General features: G+C 73.2%; 19 protein-coding genes and 1 pseudogene. 9 read left to right on the top strand and 11 right to left on the bottom strand.

Annotation, left to right across the window (positions count from 1 at the left end):
• Positions 1 to 19 precede the first annotated feature (19 nt).
• Entirely contained in the window at positions 20 to 1,081 is a 1,062-nt protein-coding gene (gene hisC / locus ACQP10_RS01720) for a histidinol-phosphate transaminase (RefSeq protein WP_346018044.1), read from the bottom strand.
• Between the two features lie 102 nt (positions 1,082 to 1,183).
• On the opposite strand from hisC, the gene ACQP10_RS01715 reads away from it, so the two are divergent.
• Positions 1,184 to 1,810, top strand: coding sequence for a Uma2 family endonuclease (locus ACQP10_RS01715; protein ID WP_433540749.1), 627 nt, complete (start codon positions 1,184 to 1,186; stop codon positions 1,808 to 1,810).
• A gap of 127 nt (positions 1,811 to 1,937) precedes the next feature.
• Here the strand turns inward: ACQP10_RS01715 and ACQP10_RS01710 are convergent, their stop codons facing one another.
• The 5 genes from ACQP10_RS01710 to ACQP10_RS01690 all read right to left on the bottom strand — a co-directional run bounded on the left by ACQP10_RS01710 (position 1,938) and on the right by ACQP10_RS01690 (position 8,763).
• Positions 1,938 to 2,603, bottom strand: coding sequence for an NUDIX hydrolase (locus ACQP10_RS01710; protein WP_179820908.1), 666 nt, complete (start codon positions 2,601 to 2,603; stop codon positions 1,938 to 1,940).
• Between the two features lie 19 nt (positions 2,604 to 2,622).
• Complete coding sequence (locus ACQP10_RS01705; protein ID WP_399498816.1) at positions 2,623 to 4,467, bottom strand: DUF4434 domain-containing protein; 1,845 nt, start codon at positions 4,465 to 4,467, stop codon at positions 2,623 to 2,625.
• A gap of 60 nt (positions 4,468 to 4,527) precedes the next feature.
• A complete protein-coding gene (locus ACQP10_RS01700) occupies positions 4,528 to 5,616 on the bottom strand; it encodes a glycosyltransferase (RefSeq protein WP_346018047.1) in 1,089 nt (362 codons plus the stop codon).
• An 18-nt stretch (positions 5,617 to 5,634) separates the two neighbouring features.
• Complete coding sequence (locus ACQP10_RS01695; protein WP_386151352.1) at positions 5,635 to 6,852, bottom strand: nucleotide sugar dehydrogenase; 1,218 nt, start codon at positions 6,850 to 6,852, stop codon at positions 5,635 to 5,637.
• Positions 6,853 to 7,092: 240 nt separating this feature from the next.
• Entirely contained in the window at positions 7,093 to 8,763 is a 1,671-nt protein-coding gene (locus ACQP10_RS01690) for a glycosyltransferase family 4 protein (protein ID WP_346018048.1), read from the bottom strand.
• A 56-nt stretch (positions 8,764 to 8,819) separates the two neighbouring features.
• Here ACQP10_RS01690 and wecB point away from each other — a divergent pair, with 56 nt between their 5' ends.
• The 4 genes from wecB to ACQP10_RS01670 all read left to right on the top strand — a co-directional run bounded on the left by wecB (position 8,820) and on the right by ACQP10_RS01670 (position 15,872).
• On the top strand, positions 8,820 to 9,989 hold the full coding sequence (gene wecB, locus ACQP10_RS01685; RefSeq protein WP_346018049.1) for a non-hydrolyzing UDP-N-acetylglucosamine 2-epimerase: 1,170 nt from the start codon (positions 8,820 to 8,822) through the stop codon (positions 9,987 to 9,989).
• A gap of 165 nt (positions 9,990 to 10,154) precedes the next feature.
• Complete coding sequence (locus ACQP10_RS01680) at positions 10,155 to 12,212, top strand: glycosyltransferase family protein (RefSeq protein ID WP_179820922.1); 2,058 nt, start codon at positions 10,155 to 10,157, stop codon at positions 12,210 to 12,212.
• A gap of 353 nt (positions 12,213 to 12,565) precedes the next feature.
• Positions 12,566 to 13,693 carry an epoxide hydrolase family protein gene (locus ACQP10_RS01675; RefSeq protein ID WP_389992132.1) on the top strand — a complete coding sequence of 376 codons (1,128 nt, stop codon included), beginning with the start codon at positions 12,566 to 12,568 and terminating at the stop codon, positions 13,691 to 13,693.
• A gap of 442 nt (positions 13,694 to 14,135) precedes the next feature.
• Entirely contained in the window at positions 14,136 to 15,872 is a 1,737-nt protein-coding gene (locus ACQP10_RS01670; protein WP_346018051.1) for a DEAD/DEAH box helicase, read from the top strand.
• 51 nt (positions 15,873 to 15,923) lie between these two features.
• On the opposite strand, the gene ACQP10_RS01665 is transcribed toward ACQP10_RS01670, so the two are convergent.
• From ACQP10_RS01665 to ACQP10_RS01645, 5 genes are all read right to left on the bottom strand, one after another.
• Positions 15,924 to 16,766 (bottom strand): DUF6297 family protein, encoded by an 843-nt coding sequence (locus ACQP10_RS01665; RefSeq protein WP_433540748.1) that lies wholly within the window; start codon positions 16,764 to 16,766, stop codon positions 15,924 to 15,926.
• Positions 16,673 to 17,416, bottom strand: a complete 744-nt coding sequence (locus ACQP10_RS01660; protein ID WP_433540747.1) for a DUF6297 family protein — start codon at positions 17,414 to 17,416, stop codon at positions 16,673 to 16,675. Before ACQP10_RS01660 ends, ACQP10_RS01665 begins: the two co-directional genes overlap by 94 nt.
• The gene (gene ccmA / locus ACQP10_RS01655) at positions 17,413 to 18,132 is read right to left on the bottom strand and encodes a heme ABC exporter ATP-binding protein CcmA (protein ID WP_389992137.1); all 720 of its coding nucleotides are present in this window, start codon (positions 18,130 to 18,132) and stop codon (positions 17,413 to 17,415) included. Before ccmA ends, ACQP10_RS01660 begins: the two co-directional genes overlap by 4 nt.
• A gap of 178 nt (positions 18,133 to 18,310) precedes the next feature.
• The gene (locus tag ACQP10_RS01650) at positions 18,311 to 18,745 is read right to left on the bottom strand and encodes a hypothetical protein (protein WP_389992140.1); all 435 of its coding nucleotides are present in this window, start codon (positions 18,743 to 18,745) and stop codon (positions 18,311 to 18,313) included.
• 280 nt (positions 18,746 to 19,025) lie between these two features.
• A complete protein-coding gene (locus tag ACQP10_RS01645) occupies positions 19,026 to 19,865 on the bottom strand; it encodes an SDR family NAD(P)-dependent oxidoreductase (protein ID WP_346018055.1) in 840 nt (279 codons plus the stop codon).
• A gap of 122 nt (positions 19,866 to 19,987) precedes the next feature.
• On the opposite strand from ACQP10_RS01645, the pseudogene ACQP10_RS01640 reads away from it, so the two are divergent.
• The 4 genes and pseudogenes from ACQP10_RS01640 to ACQP10_RS01625 form a co-directional block, all read left to right on the top strand.
• Positions 19,988 to 21,832: pseudogene (locus ACQP10_RS01640) on the top strand (sensor histidine kinase); the annotation flags it as partial.
• Positions 21,833 to 22,559: 727 nt separating this feature from the next.
• A complete protein-coding gene (locus ACQP10_RS01635) occupies positions 22,560 to 22,967 on the top strand; it encodes a roadblock/LC7 domain-containing protein (protein ID WP_346018057.1) in 408 nt (135 codons plus the stop codon).
• Between the two features lie 190 nt (positions 22,968 to 23,157).
• Positions 23,158 to 23,505 (top strand): DUF742 domain-containing protein, encoded by a 348-nt coding sequence (locus ACQP10_RS01630; RefSeq protein ID WP_346018058.1) that lies wholly within the window; start codon positions 23,158 to 23,160, stop codon positions 23,503 to 23,505.
• The gene (locus ACQP10_RS01625; protein ID WP_179820945.1) at positions 23,486 to 24,061 is read left to right on the top strand and encodes a GTP-binding protein; all 576 of its coding nucleotides are present in this window, start codon (positions 23,486 to 23,488) and stop codon (positions 24,059 to 24,061) included. The genes ACQP10_RS01630 and ACQP10_RS01625 overlap by 20 nt, the downstream gene beginning before the upstream one ends.
• Positions 24,062 to 24,066: the final 5 nt, after the last annotated feature.

The raw sequence follows: 24,066 nt of genomic DNA, 5'->3' as shown, positions 1-24,066 counted from the left end.
GCGGGCCCGCGGCGGGCCGTCAGGCCTTCCGGAACGCCTCGGCGACGGCGAGGAAGGTGTCGTTGGCGTCGGGGGACCCGATGGAGATCCGCGCCCCCTCCCCCGCGAACGGGCGCACCGCCACACCCTCGGCCGCGCAGGCCTCGGCGAAGGCCGTCGTGCGCTCGCCCAGGCGGAGCCAGACGAAGTTGGCCTCGGTGACGGGCACCTCCCAGCCCTGGCCGATCAGGCTCTCGCGGACCCGGGTGCGCTCCTTGACCACGGCCTCCACCCGCTCCAGCAGCTCGTCCTCGGCCGCGAGCGAGGCGACCGCGGCGGCCTGCGCGAGATGGCTGACCGCGAAGGGCACCATCGTCTTGCGCACGGCGGAGGCCACCGGCTCGTCGGCGATGAGGTAGCCCACCCGGAGCCCGGCCAGGCCGTACGCCTTGGAGAAGGTGCGCAGCACGGCGACGTTGGGCCGGGACCGGTAGTGGGTGAGGCCGTCGGGCACGTCGGCGTCCCTGACGTACTCCCGGTAGGCCTCGTCGAGGATGACCAGCACGTCCTCGGGGACGCGGTCCAGGAACGCCTCCAGCTCGGCCGAGTGGACGGCCGTGCCGGTGGGGTTGTTGGGGTTGCAGACGAGCACCATGCGGGTCCGCGGGGTGATCGCCTCGGCCATGGCGTCCAGGTCGTGCGACTCGCCCGCCAGCGGGACCCGTACCGAGGTCGTCCCGGCCAGGTCGGCCAGCAGCGGGTACGCCTCGAACGACCGCCAGGCGTAGACCACCTCGGCGCCCGGCTCGCCCACGGTCTCGAAGAGCTGCTGGGCCACCGCCACCGAGCCGCCGCCGAGCGCGATGTGCTCCGGCGGCACGCCGTACCGCTCGGCCAGGGCGTTGGTCAGGCCGGTCGCGGCCGGGTCGGGGTAGCGGTGGATCTCCGTGGCCGCCTTCGCGACCGCCTCGACCACCGAGGGCAGCGGCTCGTAGGGGGATTCGTTCGAGGACAGCTTGTAGGACCGGCCGTCGGGTGACACGACGGCCTTGCCCGCCTTGTAGGCGGGCATGGTGTCCAGGATCGCACGGAAACGAGGCATGCTCTTACTTTAGGAGGATCGCCCCGACGGGAGAACCACGGGCGCACGGGGCATGATCCTGGAACACTGGAGGTGAGAGGCTTGCCCGACCGGGAGGACGACATGAGCATCGCACCGCCGCACGTGGCCGAGGCCCCCGCTGCCGACATATCCGAAACGGAGCCTCTGCCCTCCTGGGTGATCCCGCCCCCGGAGGGTTTCACCGCCGATGACCTGGACCGCCTCAGGGGAATCCCCCCGCACACCGAACTGATCGATGGCACTCTCGTCTTCGTGAGCCCCCAGACCAACTTCCACGCCCTGGTGATGTTCCTTCTGGAGCGTGAGCTTCGCCGCACCGCTCCCGCGGACATGCGCGTCCGCAGGGAGATGACCGTGACGCTCGGAAAGCGTCAGCGGCCGGAGCCGGACCTCATCGTGATCCGCGCGGAGGCCGTCAAGGAGCTGCGGCAGACGACCTACCGGCCGGAAGATGTGCTCCTGGCCGTCGAGGTCGTCTCCGCCGAGTCCGAGATCCGCGACCGCGAGCGCAAGCCGCAGCTGTACGCGGGGGCGGGCATCCCCCATTTCTGGCGGGTGGAGTTCGCCGAGGGCCGCCCGGTGGTCTACGTCTACGAGCTCGACCCGGCCACCCGGACCTACGGGATCGCCGGCGTCCACCACGACCGGCTGAAGGTCGGCGTCCCCTTCGAGATCGACATGGATCTGGGGGAGATCGACGAGCTCTGACCGCCGTGAGGCGCCGAGGACCGAACGGCGGGGCTCCGTCCGTCTCCTCGGCCCTGCGTGACCGGGGCTCACGTCCGGGCGACGCCGCCCGTGCCGTCACCGCCCGTCCTTCGTGGAGCCGGTGAGGTCAGTCCTTCAGGGAGCGGAGCATCGGGGGGTGCAGGAGCGTCGCCGGGCCGCGTCGGTAGAGCTTGGCGGGGCGGCCGCCGTCGCGGGTGGTGGTGCGGCCGGTCGGCACCAGGAAGCCCTCCGCCCGGGTGACCTTCCGGTGGAAGTTGCGCGGGTCCAGGGGACGGTCCCAGACGATCTCGTAGACCCGGCGCAGTTCGGCGACGGTGAACTCCGGGGGGCAGAACGCCGCGCCCAGCGGGGTGTACTCCAGCTTGCTGCGGGCGCGCTCGACCCCGTCGACCATGATGCGCCGGTGGTCGAAGGCCATGTCGTGCAGCGAGGAGACGGGCTCCCAGCTCATGTGCGCCTCGGTGGAGGCCGGCAGGTCGGGGGCGAGGCCGAGGTAGGCGACGCTCAGCACGCGCTGGCGCGGGTCACGGTCGGGATAGCCGTAGGTCTGGAGCTGCTCCAGGTGGACCGGGGCGCCGGGCAGGCCGGCCCGTTCGGCGAGGATCCGCGCCGCGGCGGCCGGGAGGTCCTCGTCGAGCTGGATGAATCCGCCGGACAGGGCCCAGCGTCCTTCGGAGGGGGGCCTGTCGCGGCGCCAGACGAGCGCGCTCAGCGCCTGGCAGCGCACCGTGAGGACGACCAGGTCCACGCTGACGGGAATGCGCGGCACCATGCCAGGCACGTTACACCGGTCAGAGGGCGACGCGGACGTGCAGCGCCTCGGCGGCGGCCCGTCCGTCGGGGGCGGCGACCTCGACCTCCACCCACTGGCCGGGCGGCACCTGGGTCCAGTCGAAGGGGATCCACGCCGTCTCCATCCGGGCGGGCTGGTTCGGCGGGGGCGGGTTGAGGTTCACCCCGGCCACCTCGACGACCTTGGGGGTCTCCTGTCCCTCCCAGGTCAGGGTGACCTTCGCGCCCATCGGCATGTTGTAGCCCCGGATCTCCACGCCGTCCTGGATGTCACGAGGCCGGCGGACGGCGTCCACCGGGATGGGCCGGTTCCAGTCGCGGGTGATCTCCTCCGACAGCGACGGCGAGCCGCAGGTGTAGAAGTCGCTCCACATGTAGGAGACGATCTTGGAGACGTAGCGGCCGGCCTGGGTCACGGCCGCGTCGAGCCGCTTCTTGTCGGTACGGCCGCGGTCGCCGGTCCGCACCTCGCAGGGCTCGCCCTTCGACGGCTCGAACGCCTCCACGTTGGCCCACAGCTGCACGTTGTAACCCTGCTCGGCCATCCGGTCGCGGGCCGCGGACATCTCCCGGTAGTAGTCGCGGGTCGAGCCGTGGTAGGCGGTGCCGTTGTCGGCCTCCCCGACGACCGGGCGCAGTCTCTCGTCCACCTTCTCGTCGCGCTCGTCGGGCCAGAACAGCCCGACCTTGCCGGTGCCGCGGCTGTCCTGCGGCGCGATGATGCCGACGCCGGTCCTGGCGAGGGCCTCGAACCCCCGGGCGACCTCCTGGGGGGTGGCGCTGAACGACAGCCTCTTGCGGGCGTCGAGGTAGGGGCTGACGAGGATGGGTCTGCCCGGCATCTCCTGCTCGACGATCTCGTGCTGGGAGGCGTAGACCCGCAGCGTCGGATGGTCCTTCTTCGCCTCCTCCGGGTCGCTGGACCCCGAGTAGCGCATGTCGCGCATCTGCACCTCGAACGGCTGGTAGAAGCCGCCCAGCGAGGCCCGGTCACCGAAGCGGTCGCCGTAGTCCTGCAGGATGCGCCGGGTGAGGGTGGTCAGGGTGTTCGTGCCCTGCTTGGCGGCCCTGGACTGCAGCGCCGGGTCGCGCGGGGCCAGCGGCAGGGCGGGGAAGACCTTCACCCCGAACTGGTCGCCGAGGTCGAGCAGCTCGGTGAGGCTGTCCTTCTCCGCCGCGGCGATCAGGATCACGTGGTAGCCGCGGCCCTTGGCCCTGATGTTGTCGCAGGTCGGGTCGTCGCTGCCGTCCTCGTTGACGAGGAGGCGGTAGAAGACGGTCTTGCCGACGGGGATCTTCCGCTCGAACTCCGGGCAGCGGAACAGGCCGGGACCGAACGCCTCGTCGGTGCGGTAGACGAACGTCCAGCTCACCCGGTTGCCGGGGTTGGCGGCCTGGAGGTCGCGCTCGGCCGCGGCCTCGCAGGGCAGCCCGTCCTCCACGCACGGCTCGTAGCGGGGATCGACCTTCTCACCGTTCTTGTCCAGGACGCGGCCCTCGTCGTCGACGCGGCGGGCCTGCAGGCCCCAGCCGATCCGGATCACGGTGTCGCCGCCCAGCCGGTGGATGGCGGCGAACTGCCGCCGCCAGGTGCAGTGGTCGACCGTGGGGATGAGCCAGTAGCCGGTCACCGCGTACGGCGTGGGCATGGCCGTGTCGAACGTTCCACAGGGGTCGGTGAACTCGGCCTTCGGGGCGGGGGTCGAGGGGGTCCGCGCGGGGACCGACGACGCGATCGGCGTCCTGCCGTCGGCCGCCTTCTCGCCGTCCCGGGGGAGGACCAGGACGACCGCCGCCACCGCCGCGAGGATCGCCACGCCGAGCAGAGCGGTGAACCAGCGCACGATCAGGACACTACCGTTCTTGTGATCAGGCGGACGTAAATCATTTCGCCGTACAAGCGGTCAGTTCTTGACGCCGCCCCACTCCTCCAGCTGGGCCACGAAGCGACGGGCGGAGTTCGGCCAGTGATGGTTCGCACGGGCCGCCGCATACCCCCGGGCGCCCCGGCCATGCCGTTCGCGGGGGTCGTTCCGGAGGAACAGCACGGCGTCGGCGACCGCCCTGGGGTCGTTCCAGGGCACGACCACGCCGCTGTTGTAGCGCTCGACCAGCTCCACCGCGCGCGGCGAGGGCGTGGTGATGACGGGGACCCCGTGGGCCATGTACTCCACGATCTTCGTCGGCATGGAGTGGCGGTAGTTGGGCTCGTCGTGCAGGAGCGACAGGCCGGCCAGCGCGCCGTCGAGCCGCTTGAGCGCCTCGTCGTTCGGCATGAAGTCGCGCCACTCCAGCACCCCCTCGGCCACCGCCGCGTTCAGCGCCGGCCGGGACTGCGGGTCGGCGTAGCCGATCAGCTCGACCGCCACCCGGTGCGGCCTCAGCAGCCGGGCCGCCTCGATGGCGTCGTGCACCCCGCGCGCCTCCGACAGCCAGCCGAGGTAGACGACGCGGTCGTCGCCCGGCGCGGTCACCGCGTCGGGCACCCAGGTCTCGTTCGGGACGACCAGGTGGGTGCGGCTGAACCGGCCGGCGTAGGCGCTCTCGGCCAGCAGCAGGTGCAGGTGCCGCTCGGCGATGCCCTCGAACATGCGGGCCATGAACCGTACCGGGGGCCGCAGGAACGCCGGCAGCCAGGGCTTCAGCGACAGGGTCGCCGGGGTGTCCTCGTGGACGTCCCAGACCACCGGGGGCCGCCGTCGCACCCCCGCGACCGCGAGCAGCAGCTCGGGGTCGTGGATCACGACCAGGTCGACCTGGTCGCGCATGCGCTTGAACACCTTGCGGGCGGCCCGCACGGCGGACAGGCGCCTGCGCTCCGCCGCCCGGGGGAGGTCGACGCCGTTCACCCACGACCGGGCCATGACGCCCCGCGCGGTGTACGGCGCGGCGTACGTGACCTCATGACCGGCATCGACGAGCGCCCGGATCTGCCGGTGCAGGATCCGGGCGTCCTCGGGGTGATGCACCACCGTCATGACGAGCACGTGCACTGCGCGCAGCCTCCGCCGTCAGAGTCGCTCGACGCGTTCACCCTCGGCGAGCACGCCGCGGGTGTCGAGCACGAGCCGGCCGTGGTCCTCGATGGTGGCGAGGTCGAAGGCGGCGTGCTGCTGCAGCAGCAGCGTCACGTCGGCCTCGGCGACCGCCCGGGCGAGGTCGTCCTCGCGCGGCACCTCCATGCCGTCCACCCGCCATTCCCTGACGTGGGGGTCGGCGAAGACCAGATCGGCGCCGAGCTCCAGCAGGGCCCGGGCGACCGGCAGGGCCGGGGTCTCCCGCTCGTCGGCGATGTCGGGCTTGTAGGTGACGCCGAGCAGCAGCACCCTGGCGCCGTTGACCGCCTTCTTGTGCCGGTTGAGCAGCCGCTGCACGCGGGCGACCACGTACGACGGCATCCGCTCGTTGATCTCCTGGGCCAGCTCCACGAACCGGAACGGGTAGCCCAGCTTGCGGACCGTGTAGGACAGGTACGACGGGTCCACCGGGATGCAGTGGCCGCCGACGCCCGGACCGGGCAGGAACTTCTGGAAGCCGAACGGCTTGGTGGCCGCGGCCTCGATGGACTCCCAGAGGTCGATCCCCAGCTCGTCACAGAAGATCGCCATCTCGTTGACGAGGGCGATGTTGACGTGCCGGTAGGTGTTCTCCAGGAGCTTGGCCATCTCGGCCTCGCGGGTGCCGCTGACCGGCACGACCTGCTCGACGAACTGGGAGTAGAACCCGACCGCGCGGTCGCGGCAGGCGGCCGTGTAGCCGCCGACGACCTTGGGGGTGTTGCGCAGGCCGAACTTGGGGTTGCCCGGGTCGATGCGCTCGGGCGAGAAGGCGAGGTGGAAGTCGGTGCCCGCGGCGAGGCCGGAGGCCTCCAGGATCGGGCGGGCGACCTCGTCGGTGGTGCCGGGCCAGGTGGTGGACTCCAGGACGACCAGGGTGCCGGCGGAGAGGTTGCGGGCGACCGTGGCGGTCGCGCCCTCGACGGCGGACAGGTCGGGGCGGTGGTCCTCGTCCAGCGGGGTGGGCACGCAGATGACGATGGTGCGGCTGGCGGCCAGCACGGACTCGTCGAGGGTGGCGCGGAACCCGCCGGCCAGCATGTGGTCGAGGTCGGCGTCGGTCAGGTCGTCGATGTAGGAGCGGCCCGCGTTCAGGGCGTCGACTTTGGCGGGGTCGACCTCGAAGCCGACGACCCGCAGGCCCGCCGCCGCGGCCTCCTTGGCCAGGGGCATGCCGACATACCCGAGACCGATCACGGCCAGGTCGTAGACGCCCGCGTCATGGGCTTCCTCGGCCACGCCCGCGAGGCTGCCCCGCCCGTCGGCGTGCTCGCTTCGCTCGCTCACGGCGTGACCTTGGAATGCCGGAAACAACACTTCATGGTGGCAAAGGCTATCTCAAGTCGGCACGAGGCACGTCTAATGCGACTGAACGCCTCGTAAACGGCTGGTCATACAGCTCATGACGGGTGGTCATCGGTCGGTGAGGGATCGGTAGATCTCGCGGTAGGTCTCCGCGACCCGGCTCCACGTGCGCTTCGCCGCCACCTCGGCCCGCCCCGCCTCGCCCATCGCGGCCCGCCGTTCGGGGTCCTCGCGCAGCTCGGCGAGCGCGTCGGCGAGCGCCTCGGGGTCGCCCGGCGGGACCAGGAGGCCGGCGCCGTCGGTGCCCACCAGCTCCGACAGCGCGGGCAGGTCGCTCAGCACGACCGGTTTGCCGAGCGCCATCGCCTCGACCGGCTTCAGCGGCGTGACCAGCCGGCAGACCCGCAGGTCCTCGCGGGGGCAGACGAAGATGTCGATGGCCGCCTGGGCCTGCAGCGCCTCGTCCGGGCCGACCCGGCCGGGCAGGATCGCGATGTCCTCAAGACCCAGCTCCTCGACCTGCTCCAGCAGCCCGGGCCGGGCGGCGCCGTCGCCGACGAGCAGGACCTTGATCGGGGTGCCCCGATCGCGCAGCAGCGCGGCGGCGCTGATCATCGTGCCGAAGCCCTCGTAGCCCACGATGCTCGACACCGAGCCCATGATGATCTCGTCGGGCTCGATGCCGTAGGCGGCGCGGAAGGCCGGGCCGTCGTAGGAGGCGGTGAGCAGGGAGTCGTCCACCGCGTTGGGCGCGAGGTAGATCCTCTCCCGCGGCACGCCCCGGTCGACGATCTCGGTGGCCATGGTCTCGGCGAGGGTGACCACGGCGTCGGCCGAGCGCATGATGAACGCCTCGCGCTCGCGCTGCAGCACCTGCCGCTGGCTGCCGACCCGCTTGGGGTCGCGTGAGGCCCAGGTCTCCTCCAGGAAGCCGCGGACCTCGTAGACCAGGGGCGTGCCGGTCCGCTCGCGGGCGGCCAGCGCCACCGAGCCGTTGCGGTGGTCGGTCGCGGCGTGCAGCACCTGCGGGCGCAGCGTCCTGACCAGCTCGGTCACCTCGCCGGCGCCGCGGATCATCCGGCCGTGGCTCTCGAACGGCACCTCGCCGCTGGGCAGCAGCCGGTGGTAGGGGATCCCGTCGATCTCCTCGTACGGCTCGGCGTCGGCGTGGCCCTGCATCATCGGCCAGCCCCAGCTCGTCACGACGTGCGGGTCGAGCCCGGCGGCCTTCTGCGCGGTGACGATGCGGTGGGTCCGCACGGTGTAGCCCGCCTGGGTGTACGGCAGGGCGTTGGTGACGCAGTGCAGCACCCTCCCCTGGACGCGCTCGCCCACGATCACCTTGGGCTTGGGCGGGATCGGGTTCGGCTGGATGGCGGCCAGCTCGCCCGCGTAGTACGTCGCCCGGCGGTTGATGAAGGGGTACTTGGTGTACGGCTGCAGCACCGCGACGGCGTCGGTCATCCGGCCGGCGTCGAAGTGCTCCTTGGCGTCGTTCCAGGGGCCCTTGAGCACCCGCATGCCGAGCTTGCGGAACACGAACCTCGCCCGGCGCGCGGCGGGCCAGGCGACCCGGCCCACGACGGGGCGCAGCTTCGGCGGGAGGGTCTCCGCGGCGGCCTGGGCCACCCTGACCGGGTCGGACTTGACCTTGGCCGCGACGACGCGGGACACGATCACGGGGTGCTGGGCGAACCCCTTCAGCAGCCCGCCGAGACCGGCTCGGGCCGTCCTCGCGGATACCTTGGGGGACTCTGGCCTGCTGGCGTCGGATACCACGCCGTGACCGTACCATAGGCAACGTTTGACCTACTCCCGGATGAAAGGCGAGGTCAGTGAGGGACTACGCCCCCACGGAGACGGCTCCGGCCCCCGAGGACCCGCTCGTCCTGCACGTGCTCGGCGCGCGGCCCAACTTCGTCAAGGCCGCCCCGGTCGTGCGGGCACTCGCGGAGGTGGGGGTGCGCCAGGGCATCGTCCACACCGGCCAGCACTACGACGCCCTGATGTCCGACGTGTTCTTCGCCGACCTCGGCCTGCCCGAGCCGATCGCCAACCTCGGCGTCGGGTCCGGTTCGCACGCCCGCCAGACGGCGGCCCTGCTGACCGGCCTGGAGGAGGTGGTGCTGGAGCACCGCCCGGCGCTGGTCGTCGTCTACGGCGACGTGAACTCCACGCTCGCGGCGATCCTCGTCTGCGCCAAGCTGCAGGTCCCGACCGCGCACGTCGAGGCGGGCCTGCGCTCCTTCGACCGGGGGATGCCCGAGGAGGTCAACCGGGTCGTCACCGACGCGCTGTCCGACATCCTCTTCGCCACCTCGTCCGACGCGCTCTCCCACCTGGCGAACGAGGGCGTGGACCCCGCCCGGGTGCACCTCGTCGGCAACCCGATGATCGACAGCCTGTTCTCCGCGCTGGACCGGCTCGATCCGGCCCCGGTCCGGGCGCGCCTCGGGCTCGGCGAGCGGTACGCCGTGGCGACCCTGCACCGCCCGGCCAACGTCGACGACCCGGCCGCGGCCAAGGAGCTGGTCGACGCCGTGCTGGCGGTGAGCGAGCGGCTGCCGGTCGTGGTGCCGCTGCACCCGCGCGGCCGGACCCGCCTGGCCGAGGCCGGTCTGGTGGACGGCGAGCGGCTGTCCATCGTCGACCCGCTCGGCTACGTCGACTTCCTGTCGCTGGTGCGCGGAGCGGCCCTGGTCGTCACCGACTCCGGCGGCGTGCAGGAGGAGACCACCATGCTCGGTGTGCCCTGCCTGACCGTGCGGCCCAACACCGAGCGGCCCGTCACCGTCACCCACGGCACCAACCGCCTGGTCACCCCGGCGGGGCTGCCCGCCGCCGCGGACCGGGCCCTGGCCGACGGCGCCGCGACGCCGTCGGGCGAGCTGCCGCCGCTCTGGGACGGCAAGGCCGGTCCCCGGATCGCCCGGGTGATCGAGGCGTGGCTCGGCGGCCGGAACCTCTCCCCGGCGGCGCAGAACGAGCCGCGCGACGCGCTGTGACGGGCGGCACGCCGTGACGGGCGCGGGCTGTGCCGTATGGCGCGGGCCGTACCGTACGGCGTGCCGTGACGGGCGGGCCGTACTCCGCGAACCTCCGCAAAACGCCCATTTGATCACGGCGTAAGCCGTACGCTGGCACGACCCCGGACGAAGGCGACCGACCCCATGAGTGAGCAGACTCCCGAAGAGCCGAAGTACCAGCGTCTCGGACCGGTCAACTGGCTGCCCGAGGAGCGCAAGGTCATCGAGCGCTACGAGGAGCGCGTCCAGGACCTGGAGCGGCGGCTGGCCATCGCCGAGGCCCGCGCCGAGTACGCCCAGTGGAAGCTTGAGTCGACCAAGGTCCAGCGCCCCTACCGGGTGGCCGAGGCGCTGACCGGGGCCCGCGGGGCCGGGGTGGTGAACCTGCCGGGCAAGCTGCGCGGCGCGATGCGGCCCGGCCGCGCGCCCAAGGCGCCCCGGCCGGTGTCGGAGGTGATCGATGAGGTCTCCAACCGGGGGCCCGTCGTGGACGTGCCGCAGGTGAAGTGGCCGTCCGGCCCGGTGAACCGGCCCGACCTGAAGGTCGCGGTCATCCTCGACGACTTCTCCCGCATGGCGTTCAAATACGAGTGGGACCAGATCGAGTTCGGGCTGCGCGACTGGCCGGAGATCTTCGCCGAGCGGCGGCCGGACATCCTGTTCGCCGAGTCGGCCTGGCACGGCAACCAGGGCCGCTGGCGCTACCAGATGACCGGGACGAACGCCCCCAAGCCGGAGCTGCGCGCGCTGATCGAGTGGTGCCGCGCCGAGGGGATCCCGACGGTCTTCTGGAACAAGGAGGACCCGCCGAACTTCGACTTCTTCATCGACACGGCCAAGCTGTTCGACTACGTCTTCACCTGCGACGGCGACATGGTGCCGCGCTACCGCGAGGTGCTCGGGCACGACCGGGTGGACGTCCTGCAGTTCGCGGCCCAGCCCCGGGTGCACAACCCGATCCAGGAGAAGCAGGGCCGCATCCACGACGTGGTCTTCGCGGGCATGTACTTCCGCGACAAGCACCCCGAGCGCCGCGAGCAGATGGAGACGGTCCTCGACCCGATCCGCGAGCTGGGCCTGCACATCTTCGCCCGCAACGGCACGGTGGACGAGAAGTACGCCTGGCCGGAGAAGTACGTCCCGCACATCGTGGGCGAGCTGCCCTACGACCGGATGCTGGCCGCGTACAAGATGTACAAGGTCTTCCTCAACGTGAACTCGGTGCTGCACTCGCCGACCATGTGCGCCCGGCGGGTCTTCGAGCTGTCGGCCTGCTCCACCCCGGTGGTCTCCGGCTGGTCCCGGGCCATCGAGGAGACCTTCGGCGACCTCGTCCCCATCGCCCACGACGAGCTGGAGTCCTACAACAACGTCCTGCACCTGATCAACAGCCCCGAGCTGCGCGCCCGCCGGGGGCACCTGGCCATGCGCGAGGTCTTCGACAAGCACCTGTTCACCCACCGGGTGGACCAGATCCTGGGCTTCCTCGGCCGGCCGGTGCGGCCCCGGACGCGGTCCGTCTCGGTGGTGCTGCCGACCAACCGGGCCTCGCAGCTCGAACACGCCATCTCCTCGGTGGCCAGGCAGATCCACAACCCGGTCCAGCTCGTCATGGTGCTGCACGGCCTGGACATCGACCCGGTCGTGGTCGCCGACAAGGCCCGCGTGGCGGGGGTCTCCGACGTCGTGGTGCTGGCCGCCGACGCGTCGATGTCGCTGGGCGCCTGTATGAACATGGGCATCGCCGCGGCCGAGGGCGAGCTGATCGCCAAGATGGACGACGACAACCTGTACGGCGAGCACTACCTGTCGGACCTCGTCCGCGCCTTCGACTACTCCGACGCCGAACTGGTCGGCAAGGGCGCGCACTACGCCTACTTCGAGTCCACCAACACCACGATGCTGCGCATGCCGGGCCTGGAGCACCGCTACGCCTGGCTGGTGCAGGGCGGCACCTTCCTCGGCAAGGCCGAGATGTTCCGTCACTACGGCTTCGAGGACGTCACCCGGGGCGAGGACACCCGCCTGGTCAAGCGGCTGAAGGAGGACCGGGTCAAGATCTACTCCACCGACCGGTTCAACTTCGTCTACTGGCGCAGCGGCGACCCGACGATGCACACCTGGCAGCCCGACGACCACAAGCTCACCCGCGGCGCCCAGTTCTCCTTCGTCGGCCGCCCCGACGACCACGTGATGATCTGACCCGGAACCGCCCGGACACCGCGACCGCGGCCCGAGCCCCTGTGTCGAATCCCGCCCATGGCACTCCCGCGTGGGCGGGACCCGACACAGGGGCTTTCCTTTCAGGGAACCGGCCGGGGCGCTGCCAACGCCCGGCCTCGGGGCCTCGGACGGAGCCGCGCTCCGCCGTACGGGAGGCCCTGGGGACACGCTGAGAGCGCCGGGAGGCGCGTCGCCGCGCCCGCGGTTCCATGTCCGCCGGACCGGCTCGCTCCGGCATATTTGTGGAATAGAGCATTCCGTTCTGCTATAGTTGGAACAGAACGACCCGCTCCGCAGAGTGGGTCGGTGAACCGCGAGAGAGGCACGCCGGCATGACGAGCACCGAGATCCGCCGCTTCCACATCGACGTTCCGCAGGCCGACCTCGACGACCTCCGCGACCGGCTCCGCCGCACCCGCTGGAGCGGCGAGATCCCCGGCGCCGGCTGGAGCCGCGGCGTGCCGGTGGACTACCTGAAGGGGCTCGCCGACCACTGGGCGAACGGCTACGACTGGCGCGCCGCCGAGGCGAAGCTGAACGAGCTCCCGCAGTTCACCACCGAGGTGGACGGCCAGACGATCCACTTCGCCCACGTCCGGTCGGACGACGCCGACGCGCTCCCGCTGCTGCTCCTGCACGACTGGCCGGGCTCGTTCACCCAGTTCACCGAGGTCGTCGAGCCCCTGTCCAAGGAGTTCCACCTCGTCATCGCCTCGACCCCGGGCGTCGGCTTCGGCGGGCCGCTCACCGCCCCCGGCTGGAACACCGGGAAGATCGCGAGCGCGTTCGCCGAGGTGATGGACCGCCTCGGTTACGACCGCTACGGCGTGCAGGGCGGCGGCGGGGGCGCCTGGATCGCCGCCGAGATGGGCCGCCAGGTCCCCGGGCGCGTCGTCGGGATCCACCTGAACGGGCTGGTCACCTTCCCCTCCGACGACCCCGCCGACTTCGCCGACCTGACCGGGGACGAGCAGGAGCGCCTGGCCCGGCTGCAGAACTTCCGCGATGACATGATGGGCTTCAACGTCATCCAGTCCACCCGCCCGCAGACCCTCGCGTACGGCCTGCACGACTCCCCCGTCGGGCAGCTCGCCTGGATCACCGAGAAGTTCAAGGAGTGGACGGACGCGGCGGCCGAGCTGCCCGAGGACGCCGTCGGCCGCGACAACCTGCTGACGAACGTCAGCGTCTACTGGTTCACCGGCACCGCCGGCTCCTCGGCGAACCTCTACTACGAGATGGCCCACGACCCGGCCGCCTGGGCTCCCAAGGAGCGCGGCACCGTCCCCACCGCCATCGCGCTCGCCCGCACCACCGACATCACGGTCCGCCGGTTCGCCGAGCGCGACCACAACGTCACCCGGTGGACCGAGTTCGAGCGCGGCGGCAACTTCCTGTCCCTGGAGCAGCCGGAGCTGCTGGCCGGCGACGTCCGGGAGTTCTTCTCCGCTCTGCGCTGACCGCACGGTGAACGCCCCGGTGCCCGGCCCTTCCCGGCCGGACGCCGGGGCGTCGGCGTTTCGGGCCTCATCGGGACACCCGCCCCGGACGAACGCACGGGGAGGTCAACTAGGCTGGGACCACCGATCCGGAGTTCGCCGCCGATGTCGTCTGTTCGACGTTCGTCCGGCGCACGGCCGGGCATGTCATGGGACACGCACCCTGGCCCGCCCGTCACCACCGGATCGGCGGCGCCGGTCCCTTGAGGTGGGACCGGCCGACGGGTCCACCGGCGTTCGCGCCCGGCCGCTCACGACGGCCGCCGTCCGGGGAGGCGCGCCGTGACGGACCGGTGAAACCGGCGGTCCGGGGGCGCCCCGAAGACGGAGCATGCGGTCACGGGGTGGAACTTGTCGTCACCGTGAGCCCTGCGCGTCCGTCCAGGAGTGAGGAAACCCGAGCATGACCACCCCGAATACCACCCCCGCGCCCGACCCGGCCATGACCGACGGCATCGCGTCCGGTTTCGCCGAGCTGGACCTGAGGCCCGAGATCCTGCGCGCGCTCTCCGGCCTGGGCTACGAGGAGCCCACGCCGATCCAGCGGGAGGCGATCCCGCCGCTGCTGGAGGGCCGCGACCTGCTCGGCCAGGCCGCGACGGGCACCGGCAAGACGGCCGCCTTCGCGCTCCCGGTGCTCCAGCGCCTCGGCACCGCGGCCGAGAGGGAGGACCCGACGGCACTGGTGCTGGTGCCCACCCGGGAACTGGCCGTACAGGTGTCGGAGGCGTTCCACCACTACGGCCGCGAGCTGGGCGCGCAGGTCCTGCCGATCTACGGCGGGCAGCCGATCGGGCGGCAGCTCCGCGCGCTGGACCGCGGGGTCGACGTCGTGATCGCCACGCCCGGACGCGCGCTCGACCACATCGGCCGCGGCACGCTCCGGCTGTCGAACCTGCGCATGGTCGTGCTGGACGAGGCCGACGAGATGCTCGACATGGGCTTCGCCGAGGACATCGAGGCGATCCTCCAGGAGACCCCCGAGAACCGCCAGACGGTGCTCTTCTCCGCCACGATGCCGCCGCGCATCAACGGCATCGCCCGTCGCCACCTGCAGGACCCGGTCCGGATCGAGATCGGGCGGGAGGCGCCCGCGCCGGGCGAGTCGCCGCTGGTGCGGCAGACCGCCTACGTGGTGCCCCGGGCGCACAAGCCCGCGGCGCTCGGCCGCCTGCTGGACGTGGAGTCGCCCACCGCCGCGATCGTCTTCTGCCGCACCCGCGACGAGGTGGACCAGCTCACCGAGACCCTGAACGGCCGCGGCTACCGCGCCGAGGCCCTGCACGGCGGGATGGGCCAGGAGCAGCGCGACCGCGTCATGGGACGGTTGCGCAGCGGCACGGCCGACCTGCTGGTGGCGACCGACGTGGCCGCGCGCGGCCTCGACATCGAGCAGCTCACCCACGTCGTGAACTACGACGTGCCCTCCGCGCCCGAGGCGTACGTGCACCGGATCGGGCGGGTCGGCCGGGCCGGCCGCGAGGGCGTGGCCATCACCCTGGCCGAGCCGCGCGAGCACCGGATGCTCAAGACCATCGAGCGGGTGACCAAGCGCCGGATCCCGGTCGAGAAGGTGCCGACCGTGGCGGATCTGCGCGCCCGGCAGCTGGAGATGACGCGCGCCGCGCTGCACGAGAGCCTGCTGGAGGACGACTTCGACCGCTTCCGCGTCGTGGTCGAGACCCTCACCGACGAGTTCGACATCATGGAGGTGGCGCTCGCCGCGGTGAAGCTGGCCCACGAGGCCAGCGGGGCCGCCGCCGACGAGGAGGAGATCCCCGAGGTCACCCTGCGGCCCGCCGAGGGCCGGGGCCGCCGCGACGGCATGGGCCGGGACGGCGGGCGGGACGGCGGCCGGGACGGCGGTCGTGAGCCGCGGCGCGGGCCGCGGGCCGCCTCGGGCGGGATGACCCGCCTGTTCGTCGGCGCCGGGCGCAGCGCCGGCGTCCGGCCCCAGGACCTGGTCGGCGCGATCGCCGGCGAGACGGGCCTCAGCGGCCGGGACATCGGGGCGATCGAGATCTTCGACCGCTTCTCCCTGGTGGAGGTCCCGGACCCGGCGGCCGAGCAGGTGATCGCAGGACTGCGGGGAAGCACCATCAAGGGCCGCCGGGCGACGGTCCGCCGCGAGCGCTACTAGGCTCCGGTGCGCTCCCCGGTCTTCGGGCCGGGGAGCGCGACCGCCCGCTCCTCAGCCGCCGCGGCGCGCGCAGAGCAGGTAGGCGGCCAGGGCCGCCGCGCCGGTCAGCGCCTGCGCCACCAGGAACGCGCCCGGCCCGGCGGAGCCGCCGGTCAGCGCCAGCGCCAGGGGCAGGCACCCGGCCACGGCCAGGTCGACGCCGGTCAGGCCCCACATCACCGGTCCCGTGGGGACCGCGCCGCCGCCGGTGTCGATCACCGGCATCGAGTGGTCGACCGGCCGCCTGCGGGCCATCCGCAGCGCGGCCGCGGCCAGGGCGGGCGCCGCGGCCGCGCCCAGGAGCAACCACGGGCCCGCCGGGAGCGCGCCCGCCAGCGTCAGCCCGCCCAGGGCCACGGCCAGCCAGGCCGCGCCCAGCAGCGCCGGAAGCAGCGCCCTGGCCGCCAGGACCGAGCGGAACCCCGCACCGAGGAGCCGGGCGAGGGCGGGGTCGTCGCCGTCGCGGCGCGCACCGGAGACGCCGGACGCCGCGGCGGCCAGCCCGCCGGCGAGCACCGCCGCCGCGGTCAGCGGGGTGAGCCCGCCGGACGCCCGCGCGACCAGGGCCGGCAGTACGGCGACGCCGAACAGTACGGCGAGCCGTCCCGGCCGCCGGGCGAACCTGCGCCAGTCATGCCACGCCGTCGCCAGCGGGGCGGGCAGTGAAGGCCACGGCCGGGACCGCAGACGGCGCCCGCGCCAGTGGGCCTCCTCGGCGATCTCGGCCAGCACGCTGGGGTCCAGACCGGTCGCCGCCCGCGTCACGTGCCCGGTCCGGGTGGAGGCCCCGAGCACGGCCCGCGCGGGCATCGCCGCCGTCGCCGCGTGGGCCCGCCGTACGAGCAGCGCCGCCACGGCGGCGGATACCGCGGCGAGGGCCGCGCCGTACGCCGGGGAGCGGAGGAGGCGGCGAGCAGCCATCGTCCCGCGCCGCCGAGCAGCGCGACCGCCGCGGCGGCGACCACCGTCACGGCGACGGCGGCCTGCAGCCACGAGTCCCACGTCTGCGACGCCTGGGCCGTGACCGCCGCGGCCATGCCCGCCGCGCTCGCCGCGAGGCCGAGCGCCACCGCCACGGCCAGCCGTACCACCGTCTGGTCGGGCGCCCCGAGCACGGCGAGCGCGACCACCCCCAGCGTGATCCCGACCGGCACGCAGACCAGCGCGAGGATCCGCGTCGTCCGCCCCAGCAGGGCCCGCCGGTCCAGCGGGGACAGCAGCAGCCAGGAGGCGTCCGGGGCGGGCAGGGCGACGGGACCGGCGGCGCGGGCCAGGGCGAGGAGCCCTGCGTAGGCCAGCAGGACCAGGGCGATCCCGGCCGCCGCCCGCGACGGGTCGCGCGGGTCGCCGAACGCGGCCAGCGCGGAGGAGAGGGGCTCGGCGAGGACGGCGAGGATCATCACCAGCCCGAACCCGGCAACGTAGCGGTCCGACCAGCTCATCCGCCCGCGCCGGGGACGGGCGAGCGAGCGCACGGCCCGGACCGCGGCGGCGCCCTCGCTCATCGGGCCCTCCTCGTCGCGCGGCCGCCCGCCGTACCGGCGTTACGGCGGGCGGCCCGGCGTCCGGGTTTCCCGCGGCCGGCCGAGCCGGTCGCCGGGGCGTCGGTCAGCTCGACGCGGCGGGCTCCGGCGGCCTCGGCGAGCCCGGGGTCGTGGGTGGCCGCGACCACCGTCCGCCCCTCGGCCGCGTAGCCGGCCAGGAGGGCCGCCAGGTGCTCGCGGAAGTCGGCGTCGAGCCCGCGCTCCGGCTCGTCGAGCAGCAGCAGCCGGCTCGGCCGGAGCAGCGCCGCGGCGAGGGAGAGCCGCTGACGCTGGCCGGTGGACAGGTTCTGCGGCACCGCGTCGGCGCGGTCGCGCAGGCCGAAGGTCTCCAGCGCCTCACCGGCGTCCATCCGCGGGGCGGGATGGACCGCGCGCACCAACTCCAGGTGCTCCCGCACGGTCAGGCCGGGGTACCACGCCGGTTCGTCGGCGACCAGCACCACATCGCGCCAGAACGCCGGGGTGTCGCGGGGCGGGCCACCGAGGACGGTGATCTCCCCCTCGTCGGGCGGTTGCAGGCCGGCCAGGCAGCGCAGCAGGGTCGACTTGCCCACGCCGTTCGGCCCCGTCACGGCGACGATCTCCCCCGCCGCGGCCGTCAGCCCGATGCCGCGCAGGACCGGATTCCCGCCGAGGCCCACCCGCAGGCCGCGGAGCATGATGATCGGTTCAGTCACCGTTCGACCCTAGCCAGGGACGGGGTACGGCGCGCTCCGGCCGATGGGCGCCTCGGTCTGCGCGGTGGACGCACACCAGGGTGGGACGGGCGGCGGACGACGGACCGGGCGGAACGGGCGGCACGGCTTCGGCTCATACCGGCACCGGCACCGGCGCCGGTCCCGCGGCCCGGGTCGTTCAGGGCTGGAGCGCTGAAATGATCTTGTCGATCGTGTCCTGGCCGGGGTTGTACCTGGCGAGCTCCTCGCGAAGCTTCGTGAGGCTGCGGTCGTCGGTGGGGTACGGCCGGTGTTTCACGACCTCCTTCGCCCACCGTTCGGCGTCGGGCACCCCGGCGTCCCGGAGCGCGGTGGCGATCTGGCTCTCACCGGCGGCGTTCGCCGACACCCTGGCGAGCTGCGAGGTCGGGGCGCCGCCGGGGGCACCGCCGGGCGCTCCGCCGGGGGCGGAGGGGCCGCCGGGCGGGGAGGTGACCGCGGGGGAGTTCGTGCCGCTGCCGGTCGTGGCGGGGGCGGAGGCGGTGGGACCGCCCGGCTGCCCCCCGCCGCACGCCACGAGGGTGGCCAGGGCGGCGAGCGCCACCGTGGCCCAGATCGTTCTCCCGATCCTCATGCGAAGCCCCCCGCGCCTCATGTGAAGTCCCCGTGCGATGCCGGTGCCGTGTCAATCGTGAGATTGCCTGCGTCGGACCCGGAGAACCTTCGCGAAGCGCCAAGAGCGTCTGAGAATGCGGTCATCCGCCCAGGCCGGCCGCCCGGGTGCCGGAGCGCCGGGCTGCGCGCCGGGCCGACCGGCCACCGGGAACCGCCTCGCGCCGCCCGGAACCACCTCGCACCGCCCAAAATCGTCCGGGACCGCCCGGGACCGCGCCGGAACCCGGTGTCCCCGGCGGCTAGTCCAGGCCCACGGCGGCGGCGCTGGCGTCCCAGAGGGCGCGGGCCCGCTCCGGGTCGCTCATCCCCCGGGGGACGGCGGCGGGGGCGCGGTCGGCGAAGTAGCGGCCCGGGTGGTCGGCGCCGTCCGGGTGGGTGGCGAGGTGGACCATCGTGCTCGCGCCCTCCTCCGCCGTCTGCCCCATGCCGGGGATGTGCTTCACCATCCACATCATGAGCGTGCCCGGGGCGAACCCCGTCTTGATCACGCCGGGGTGGAAGCAGGTGGCGCTCACCCCGGTCCCCGCCAGCCGCCGGGCCAGCTCCACGGTGAACAGCGCGTTGGCCTGCTTGGAGTCGCCGTACTGCAGCCAGCCGCTCCACTTCCGCCGCTCGCGGTCGAGGTCGGCGGGGTCCAGGCGGCCCGACTTGCCCGCCCGGGACGAGGTGGTGATCACCCGGCCGGCCACCCGGTCCAGCAGCAGGTTCGTCAGCAGGAAGGGCGACAGGTGGTTGACCTGCATCATCGTCTCGTGACCGTCGCGGGTGAGCGTCCGCTGCGTGGTCATCACGCCCGCGTTGTTGATCAGAACGTCGATGCGCGGGTAGCGTGAGCGCAGCTCCGCCGCGAGCGCCCGCACGTCGTCGAACGACGTGTAGTCGCACGTCAGCGTGTCCGGCGCGGCACCGGAGCCGGCATCCGGGCCGGAGGCGGCGGTCACCCCGGCCACCCGGCCGGCCACCTCGGCCAGCCGTCCGGCGTCGCGGCCGACCAGGACGAGCCGGTGGCCGCGGCGGGCCAGTTCCACCGCGGCGGCCGCGCCGATTCCGGCACTGGCCCCGGTAATCACACTAATCATCAGATCCTCCACTGCGCCGAAACCTTAATCGGTGCTAGTCTCCTGTGCGATCTTCCGGAGGCGCATTCCATCCCCAAGCCGGTCACGAGCCTCCACATACTCACAGGTTGGGACGAGTGGGCATGGGCTCTGGAAACCGATCCATTCGGTTCAGGATCGTCTTACTGCTGCTCCTGCCCCTGGTGTCGCTCAGCGCGCTGTGGGGGTTCGCCCTCAACCTGACCGTCGGCGACGGCACCGCCCTCCTGCGGTCCTACGACCTCTACCAGAGCGTCGGTGTGACCTCCACCGAGCTGGGGCTCCAGATCCAGGCCGAGCGGACCCAGTCCTCGGTGGCGATCAGCTCCCGGGCCGTCACCGGCGTGACAGGCGAGCAGCGTGGCCGCACCGACCGGGCCGTGACGAGCTTCCGGGACGCGGCCCTCGCCGCCGACCCCGGCGGCCCCGAGATGAGCGCCGCGCTCGACGGCGTGCTCCGGCAGCTCGACCGGCTCCACGGCATCCGCGCCGGCATCGACGGCGAGCGGCGGGACCGGCTGGACGCCCTGACGCAGTACAACCAGATCCTGGACTCGATCTTCCTGCTGTACGACCAGCTCGTCGCCGTCCCGGAAGTCGGCATCTTCCGGCAGGCCGTCGCCCTGCAGTCGATGGGCAACGCCCGGGAGATGATCGCCCGGGAGAACGCCCTGATCAGCGGCGCGCTGATCGACGAACGGCTGTCCCGCCAGGAGCGGGAGGTCTTCGGCGAGTACGCCGCCACCCGCCGGTTCCTGCACTCGCGCGGCCTGGCGGCCCTGGACGGCGAGCTGGCCGGGCCGTACCGCGACGTCTTCGGATCCGCGGCCTTCAAGAAGTTCACCGAGCTGGAGACGGCCGTCATCACGGCCCCCGACGACCTGCTCCCCACCGAGCTGGGCGCCTGGAAGACGACCGTCGACGGCCTGGCGACCTCGCTCGACCAACTCGGCGCCTCCGCCTCCGCCGTGCTGTCCGACCGCTCCGAGTCGGTGGCCACGGGCATCCTGACCCGGATCGCGATCGCCGGCGGCGTCGGCCTGCTCGCGGTGGTCGCCTCCATCGTCATCTCGGTCCGCTTCGGCCGCCGGCTGTCCGGCGAGCTGGCCGGGCTGCGGTCGGCCGCGCTCGACCTGGCGGACGTGCGGCTCCCGCGTCTCGTGGAGCGGCTGCGGCTCGGCGAGAAGGTGGACGTGCGCGCCGAGGCCCCGGCGATGGAGATCGCCGGCGGCTCCGCCGAGGTCCGCGACGTGGCCCACGCGTTCGACTCGGTACGGCGCACCGCCGTCGAGGCCGCCGTCGGCCAGGCCGATCTGCGCCGCGGCGTCAGCCAGGTCTTCGTGAACCTCGCCCGCCGCAAGCAGGGGCTGCTGCACCGCCAGCTCACCCTGCTGGACGGCATGCAGCGCCGGACGAACGACCCCGACGCCCTTGAGGGCCTGTTCCGGCTGGACCACCTGACCACCCGCATGAGGCGGCACGCCGAGAGCCTGATCATCCTGTCCGGCGCCGCGCCGGGCCGGGCCTGGCGCAACCCGGTGCCGGTGCTCGACGTCGTCCGGGCCGCCCTGGCCGAGGTCGAGGACTACCGGCGGGTCAAGGTGGCGCCGATGCCCGCCGCCGCGGTCGACGGGGCCGCGGTGGCCGACCTCACGCACCTGCTCGCCGAGCTGATCGAGAACGCCACGGTGTACTCGCCGCCGCAGACCTCGGTGACCGTGCGCGGCGACGTGGTGGCCAACGGGTTCACCGTCGAGGTGGAGGACCGCGGCCTGGGGCTCAGCGCCACGGAGTACGCGATGATCAACGAGCGGCTGGCCACCCCGCCGGAGTTCGACCTGGCCGACAGCGACCGGCTCGGCCTGTTCGTGGTGGGCCAGCTCGCCGCCCGGCACGGCGTCCAGGTCACCCTGCGCAGCTCGCCGTTCGGCGGCACCACGGCCATCGTGCTCATCCCCCGGGCGGTGCTCGCCGAGACCGGCCCGCCGCTCGCCCCCGCCGCCCCGCGACGGCCCGAGGCGCCCGCGGGCGACGCCCCCGGGCCGTCGCGCCGTCCCCGCTCACCGCGGCGGGCGGCACCCGCCAGAACGGCGGCCGGCCGAACGGCTCGCGGTCGAACGGAGGCCGTCAGAACGGCGGCCTGCCCCGGCGGACGAGGACGACGCCCAGGCCCGGCGGCGCCCCCGGTGACGTTCCTGCCGGGCGACCGCCCCTCGCCGCGCCGACGCTCACCGTGGTGCCCGGGCCGTCGTCCCCGGAGGCGGTTCCCGGGAAGGACCGCGAGACGGCCCCCGACGAGGCTTCCGGGAAGAACCGTGAGGCGGCCCGGCAGGCCGGCGGGACCGGCGAGGAGCGCGCGGGGCGGGCCACCGGCGTGGCGGCCCCCGACAAGGCCGCCACCGCGGAGAGCTCCGCGGGGAGCGCCGCGGAGACCACCGGCCCCCGGGATCTGCCCCGCCGGGTCCGGCAGGCCAGCCTCGTGCCGCAGCTCCGGCAGGAGACGGCTTCGACCGGGCAGGCGCCCGCCGCGCCGGAGCCCGAACCGGACCCGCCCGCCGAAGGCCGCTCGCCCGACGAGGTGCGGGCCCTGTTCTCCGCCTTCCAGGCGGGCACACGACGGGCACGCGAGGAGAACGAAGACTTGGCACACCACACGACAGCCGACAAGAGGGACTGATGACCGGGAAGTTCACCAACACCGGCGAGTTGAACTGGCTCCTCGACGATCTGACGAGCCGGGTGGCCGCGGTGCGCCAAGCTGTGATCCTGTCCACCGACGGCCTGGCGGTGGGCTCCTCCAAGGGCCTCAGCCGGGAGGACGCCGAGCACCTGTCGGCGGTCGCCGCCGGGTTCCAGAGCCTGGCGCGCGGGGCCGGCCGCCACTTCGGCGGGGGCGAGGTGCGCCAGACCATCGTGGAGATGGAGTCGGCGTTCCTGTTCGTCACCGCCGCCGGGCAGGGCACGTGCCTCGCCGTACTGAGCAGCTCCGACGCCGATGTCGGCCACATCGCCTACGAGATGGCGATGCTGGTCAAGCGGGTCGGCCCGCACATCTCCACGCTCCCGCGCCAAGGCCTCTCATGAGCGAGCGGGACACCGGGCGCGGCATGCCGGGCGGTCGTCCCGCGACCCGCCTCCCGCGCGGCCGCCGCGCGGCACGCGCGCCGTACGGCCGGCCGGTGACCCGCGGTCCGTACGGCCGCCACGCGGTCGGTACGGCGTACGGCCGGTCCGCCGCCCGCGCGCCGTACGGGGGCGGAGGGGAGCGGCCGTCATGACGCGGTGGATGGACGAGGAGGCCGGGCCCGTCGTCCGGCCGTACGCGCTGATCGGCGGCCGGACCCGGTCGTCCGGCGACGCGCTGGACCTGGTCTCGATGATCACCGCCACGGGGACGGTCCCGCCCGGCGGGTTCGTCCCCGGCCCCGAGCAGGAACGGATCCTCTCCCTGGTCGCCACGGCGACCTCGGTCGCCGATATCGCCTCCGACCTGGACCTGCCCCTCGGCGTGGTCCGTGTCCTCCTCGGCGACCTGCACGACCACAAGCTGATCTCGATAGGGCGCGCCTCGACGAGCGAGCGCATTCTCAAGGAAGTGATCAATGGACTTCGAGCCCTCTGACGAACCAGTCGCGCTCAAGATCCTCATCGCGGGCGGCTTCGGGGTGGGCAAGACGACGCTGGTCGGCTCGATCAGCGAGATCCGGCCGCTCCGGACCGAGGAGGTGCTCTCCGACCGCGGCATCGGCATCGACGACGTCGAGGGCGTGGAGGGCAAGCACACCACCACGGTCGCGATGGACTTCGGCCGCATCACGATCCGGGAGGGCCTGGTCGTGTACCTGTTCGGCACCCCCGGGCAGGAGCGGTTCTGGTTCATGTGGGACGAGCTGTCCTACGGCGCGCTGGGCGCGGTGGTGCTCGCCGACACCCGGCGGCTGACCGACTGCTTCCCCTCGATCGACTACTTCGAGCAGCGGGGCACGCCGTTCATCGTGGCGGTCAACTGCTTCGACGGCGCCGAGCGGTACGAGGCCGACGAGGTGCGCTCCGCGCTGGACCTCGACGAGGACGTGCCGGTGCTGTTGTGCGACGTACGGCGCCGCGCCTCGGCCAAGACGGTCCTGGTGACGCTCGTCGAGCACTCCCTGAAGGTGCTGACGGCCGGCCAGCACTGACCGGC

Source organism: Streptosporangium sandarakinum, from assembly GCF_050942225.1.
Taxonomy (GTDB): Bacteria; Actinomycetota; Actinomycetes; order Streptosporangiales; family Streptosporangiaceae; genus Streptosporangium; species Streptosporangium nondiastaticum.
This window is presented reverse-complemented; position numbering and strand designations above follow the sequence as displayed.

Coding starts and splice junctions, on each gene's coding strand:
- ACQP10_RS01695 (WP_386151352.1), bottom strand. CDS start 6,852: ATGCCCCTGGCCAAGGAGGCCGCGGCGGCGGGCCTGCGGGTCGTCGGC.
- ACQP10_RS01675 (WP_389992132.1), top strand. CDS start 12,566: ATGACGAGCACCGAGATCCGCCGCTTCCACATCGACGTTCCGCAGGCC.
- ACQP10_RS01670 (WP_346018051.1), top strand. CDS start 14,136: ATGACCACCCCGAATACCACCCCCGCGCCCGACCCGGCCATGACCGAC.
- ACQP10_RS01715 (WP_433540749.1), top strand. CDS start 1,184: ATGAGCATCGCACCGCCGCACGTGGCCGAGGCCCCCGCTGCCGACATA.
- ACQP10_RS01710 (WP_179820908.1), bottom strand. CDS start 2,603: ATGGTGCCGCGCATTCCCGTCAGCGTGGACCTGGTCGTCCTCACGGTG.
- ACQP10_RS01625 (WP_179820945.1), top strand. CDS start 23,486: ATGGACTTCGAGCCCTCTGACGAACCAGTCGCGCTCAAGATCCTCATC.
- ACQP10_RS01660 (WP_433540747.1), bottom strand. CDS start 17,416: ATGAGCGAGGGCGCCGCCGCGGTCCGGGCCGTGCGCTCGCTCGCCCGT.
- ACQP10_RS01680 (WP_179820922.1), top strand. CDS start 10,155: ATGAGTGAGCAGACTCCCGAAGAGCCGAAGTACCAGCGTCTCGGACCG.
- hisC (WP_346018044.1), bottom strand. CDS start 1,081: ATGCCTCGTTTCCGTGCGATCCTGGACACCATGCCCGCCTACAAGGCG.
- ACQP10_RS01650 (WP_389992140.1), bottom strand. CDS start 18,745: ATGAGGATCGGGAGAACGATCTGGGCCACGGTGGCGCTCGCCGCCCTG.
- ACQP10_RS01635 (WP_346018057.1), top strand. CDS start 22,560: ATGACCGGGAAGTTCACCAACACCGGCGAGTTGAACTGGCTCCTCGAC.
- ACQP10_RS01630 (WP_346018058.1), top strand. CDS start 23,158: ATGACGCGGTGGATGGACGAGGAGGCCGGGCCCGTCGTCCGGCCGTAC.
- ACQP10_RS01645 (WP_346018055.1), bottom strand. CDS start 19,865: ATGATTAGTGTGATTACCGGGGCCAGTGCCGGAATCGGCGCGGCCGCC.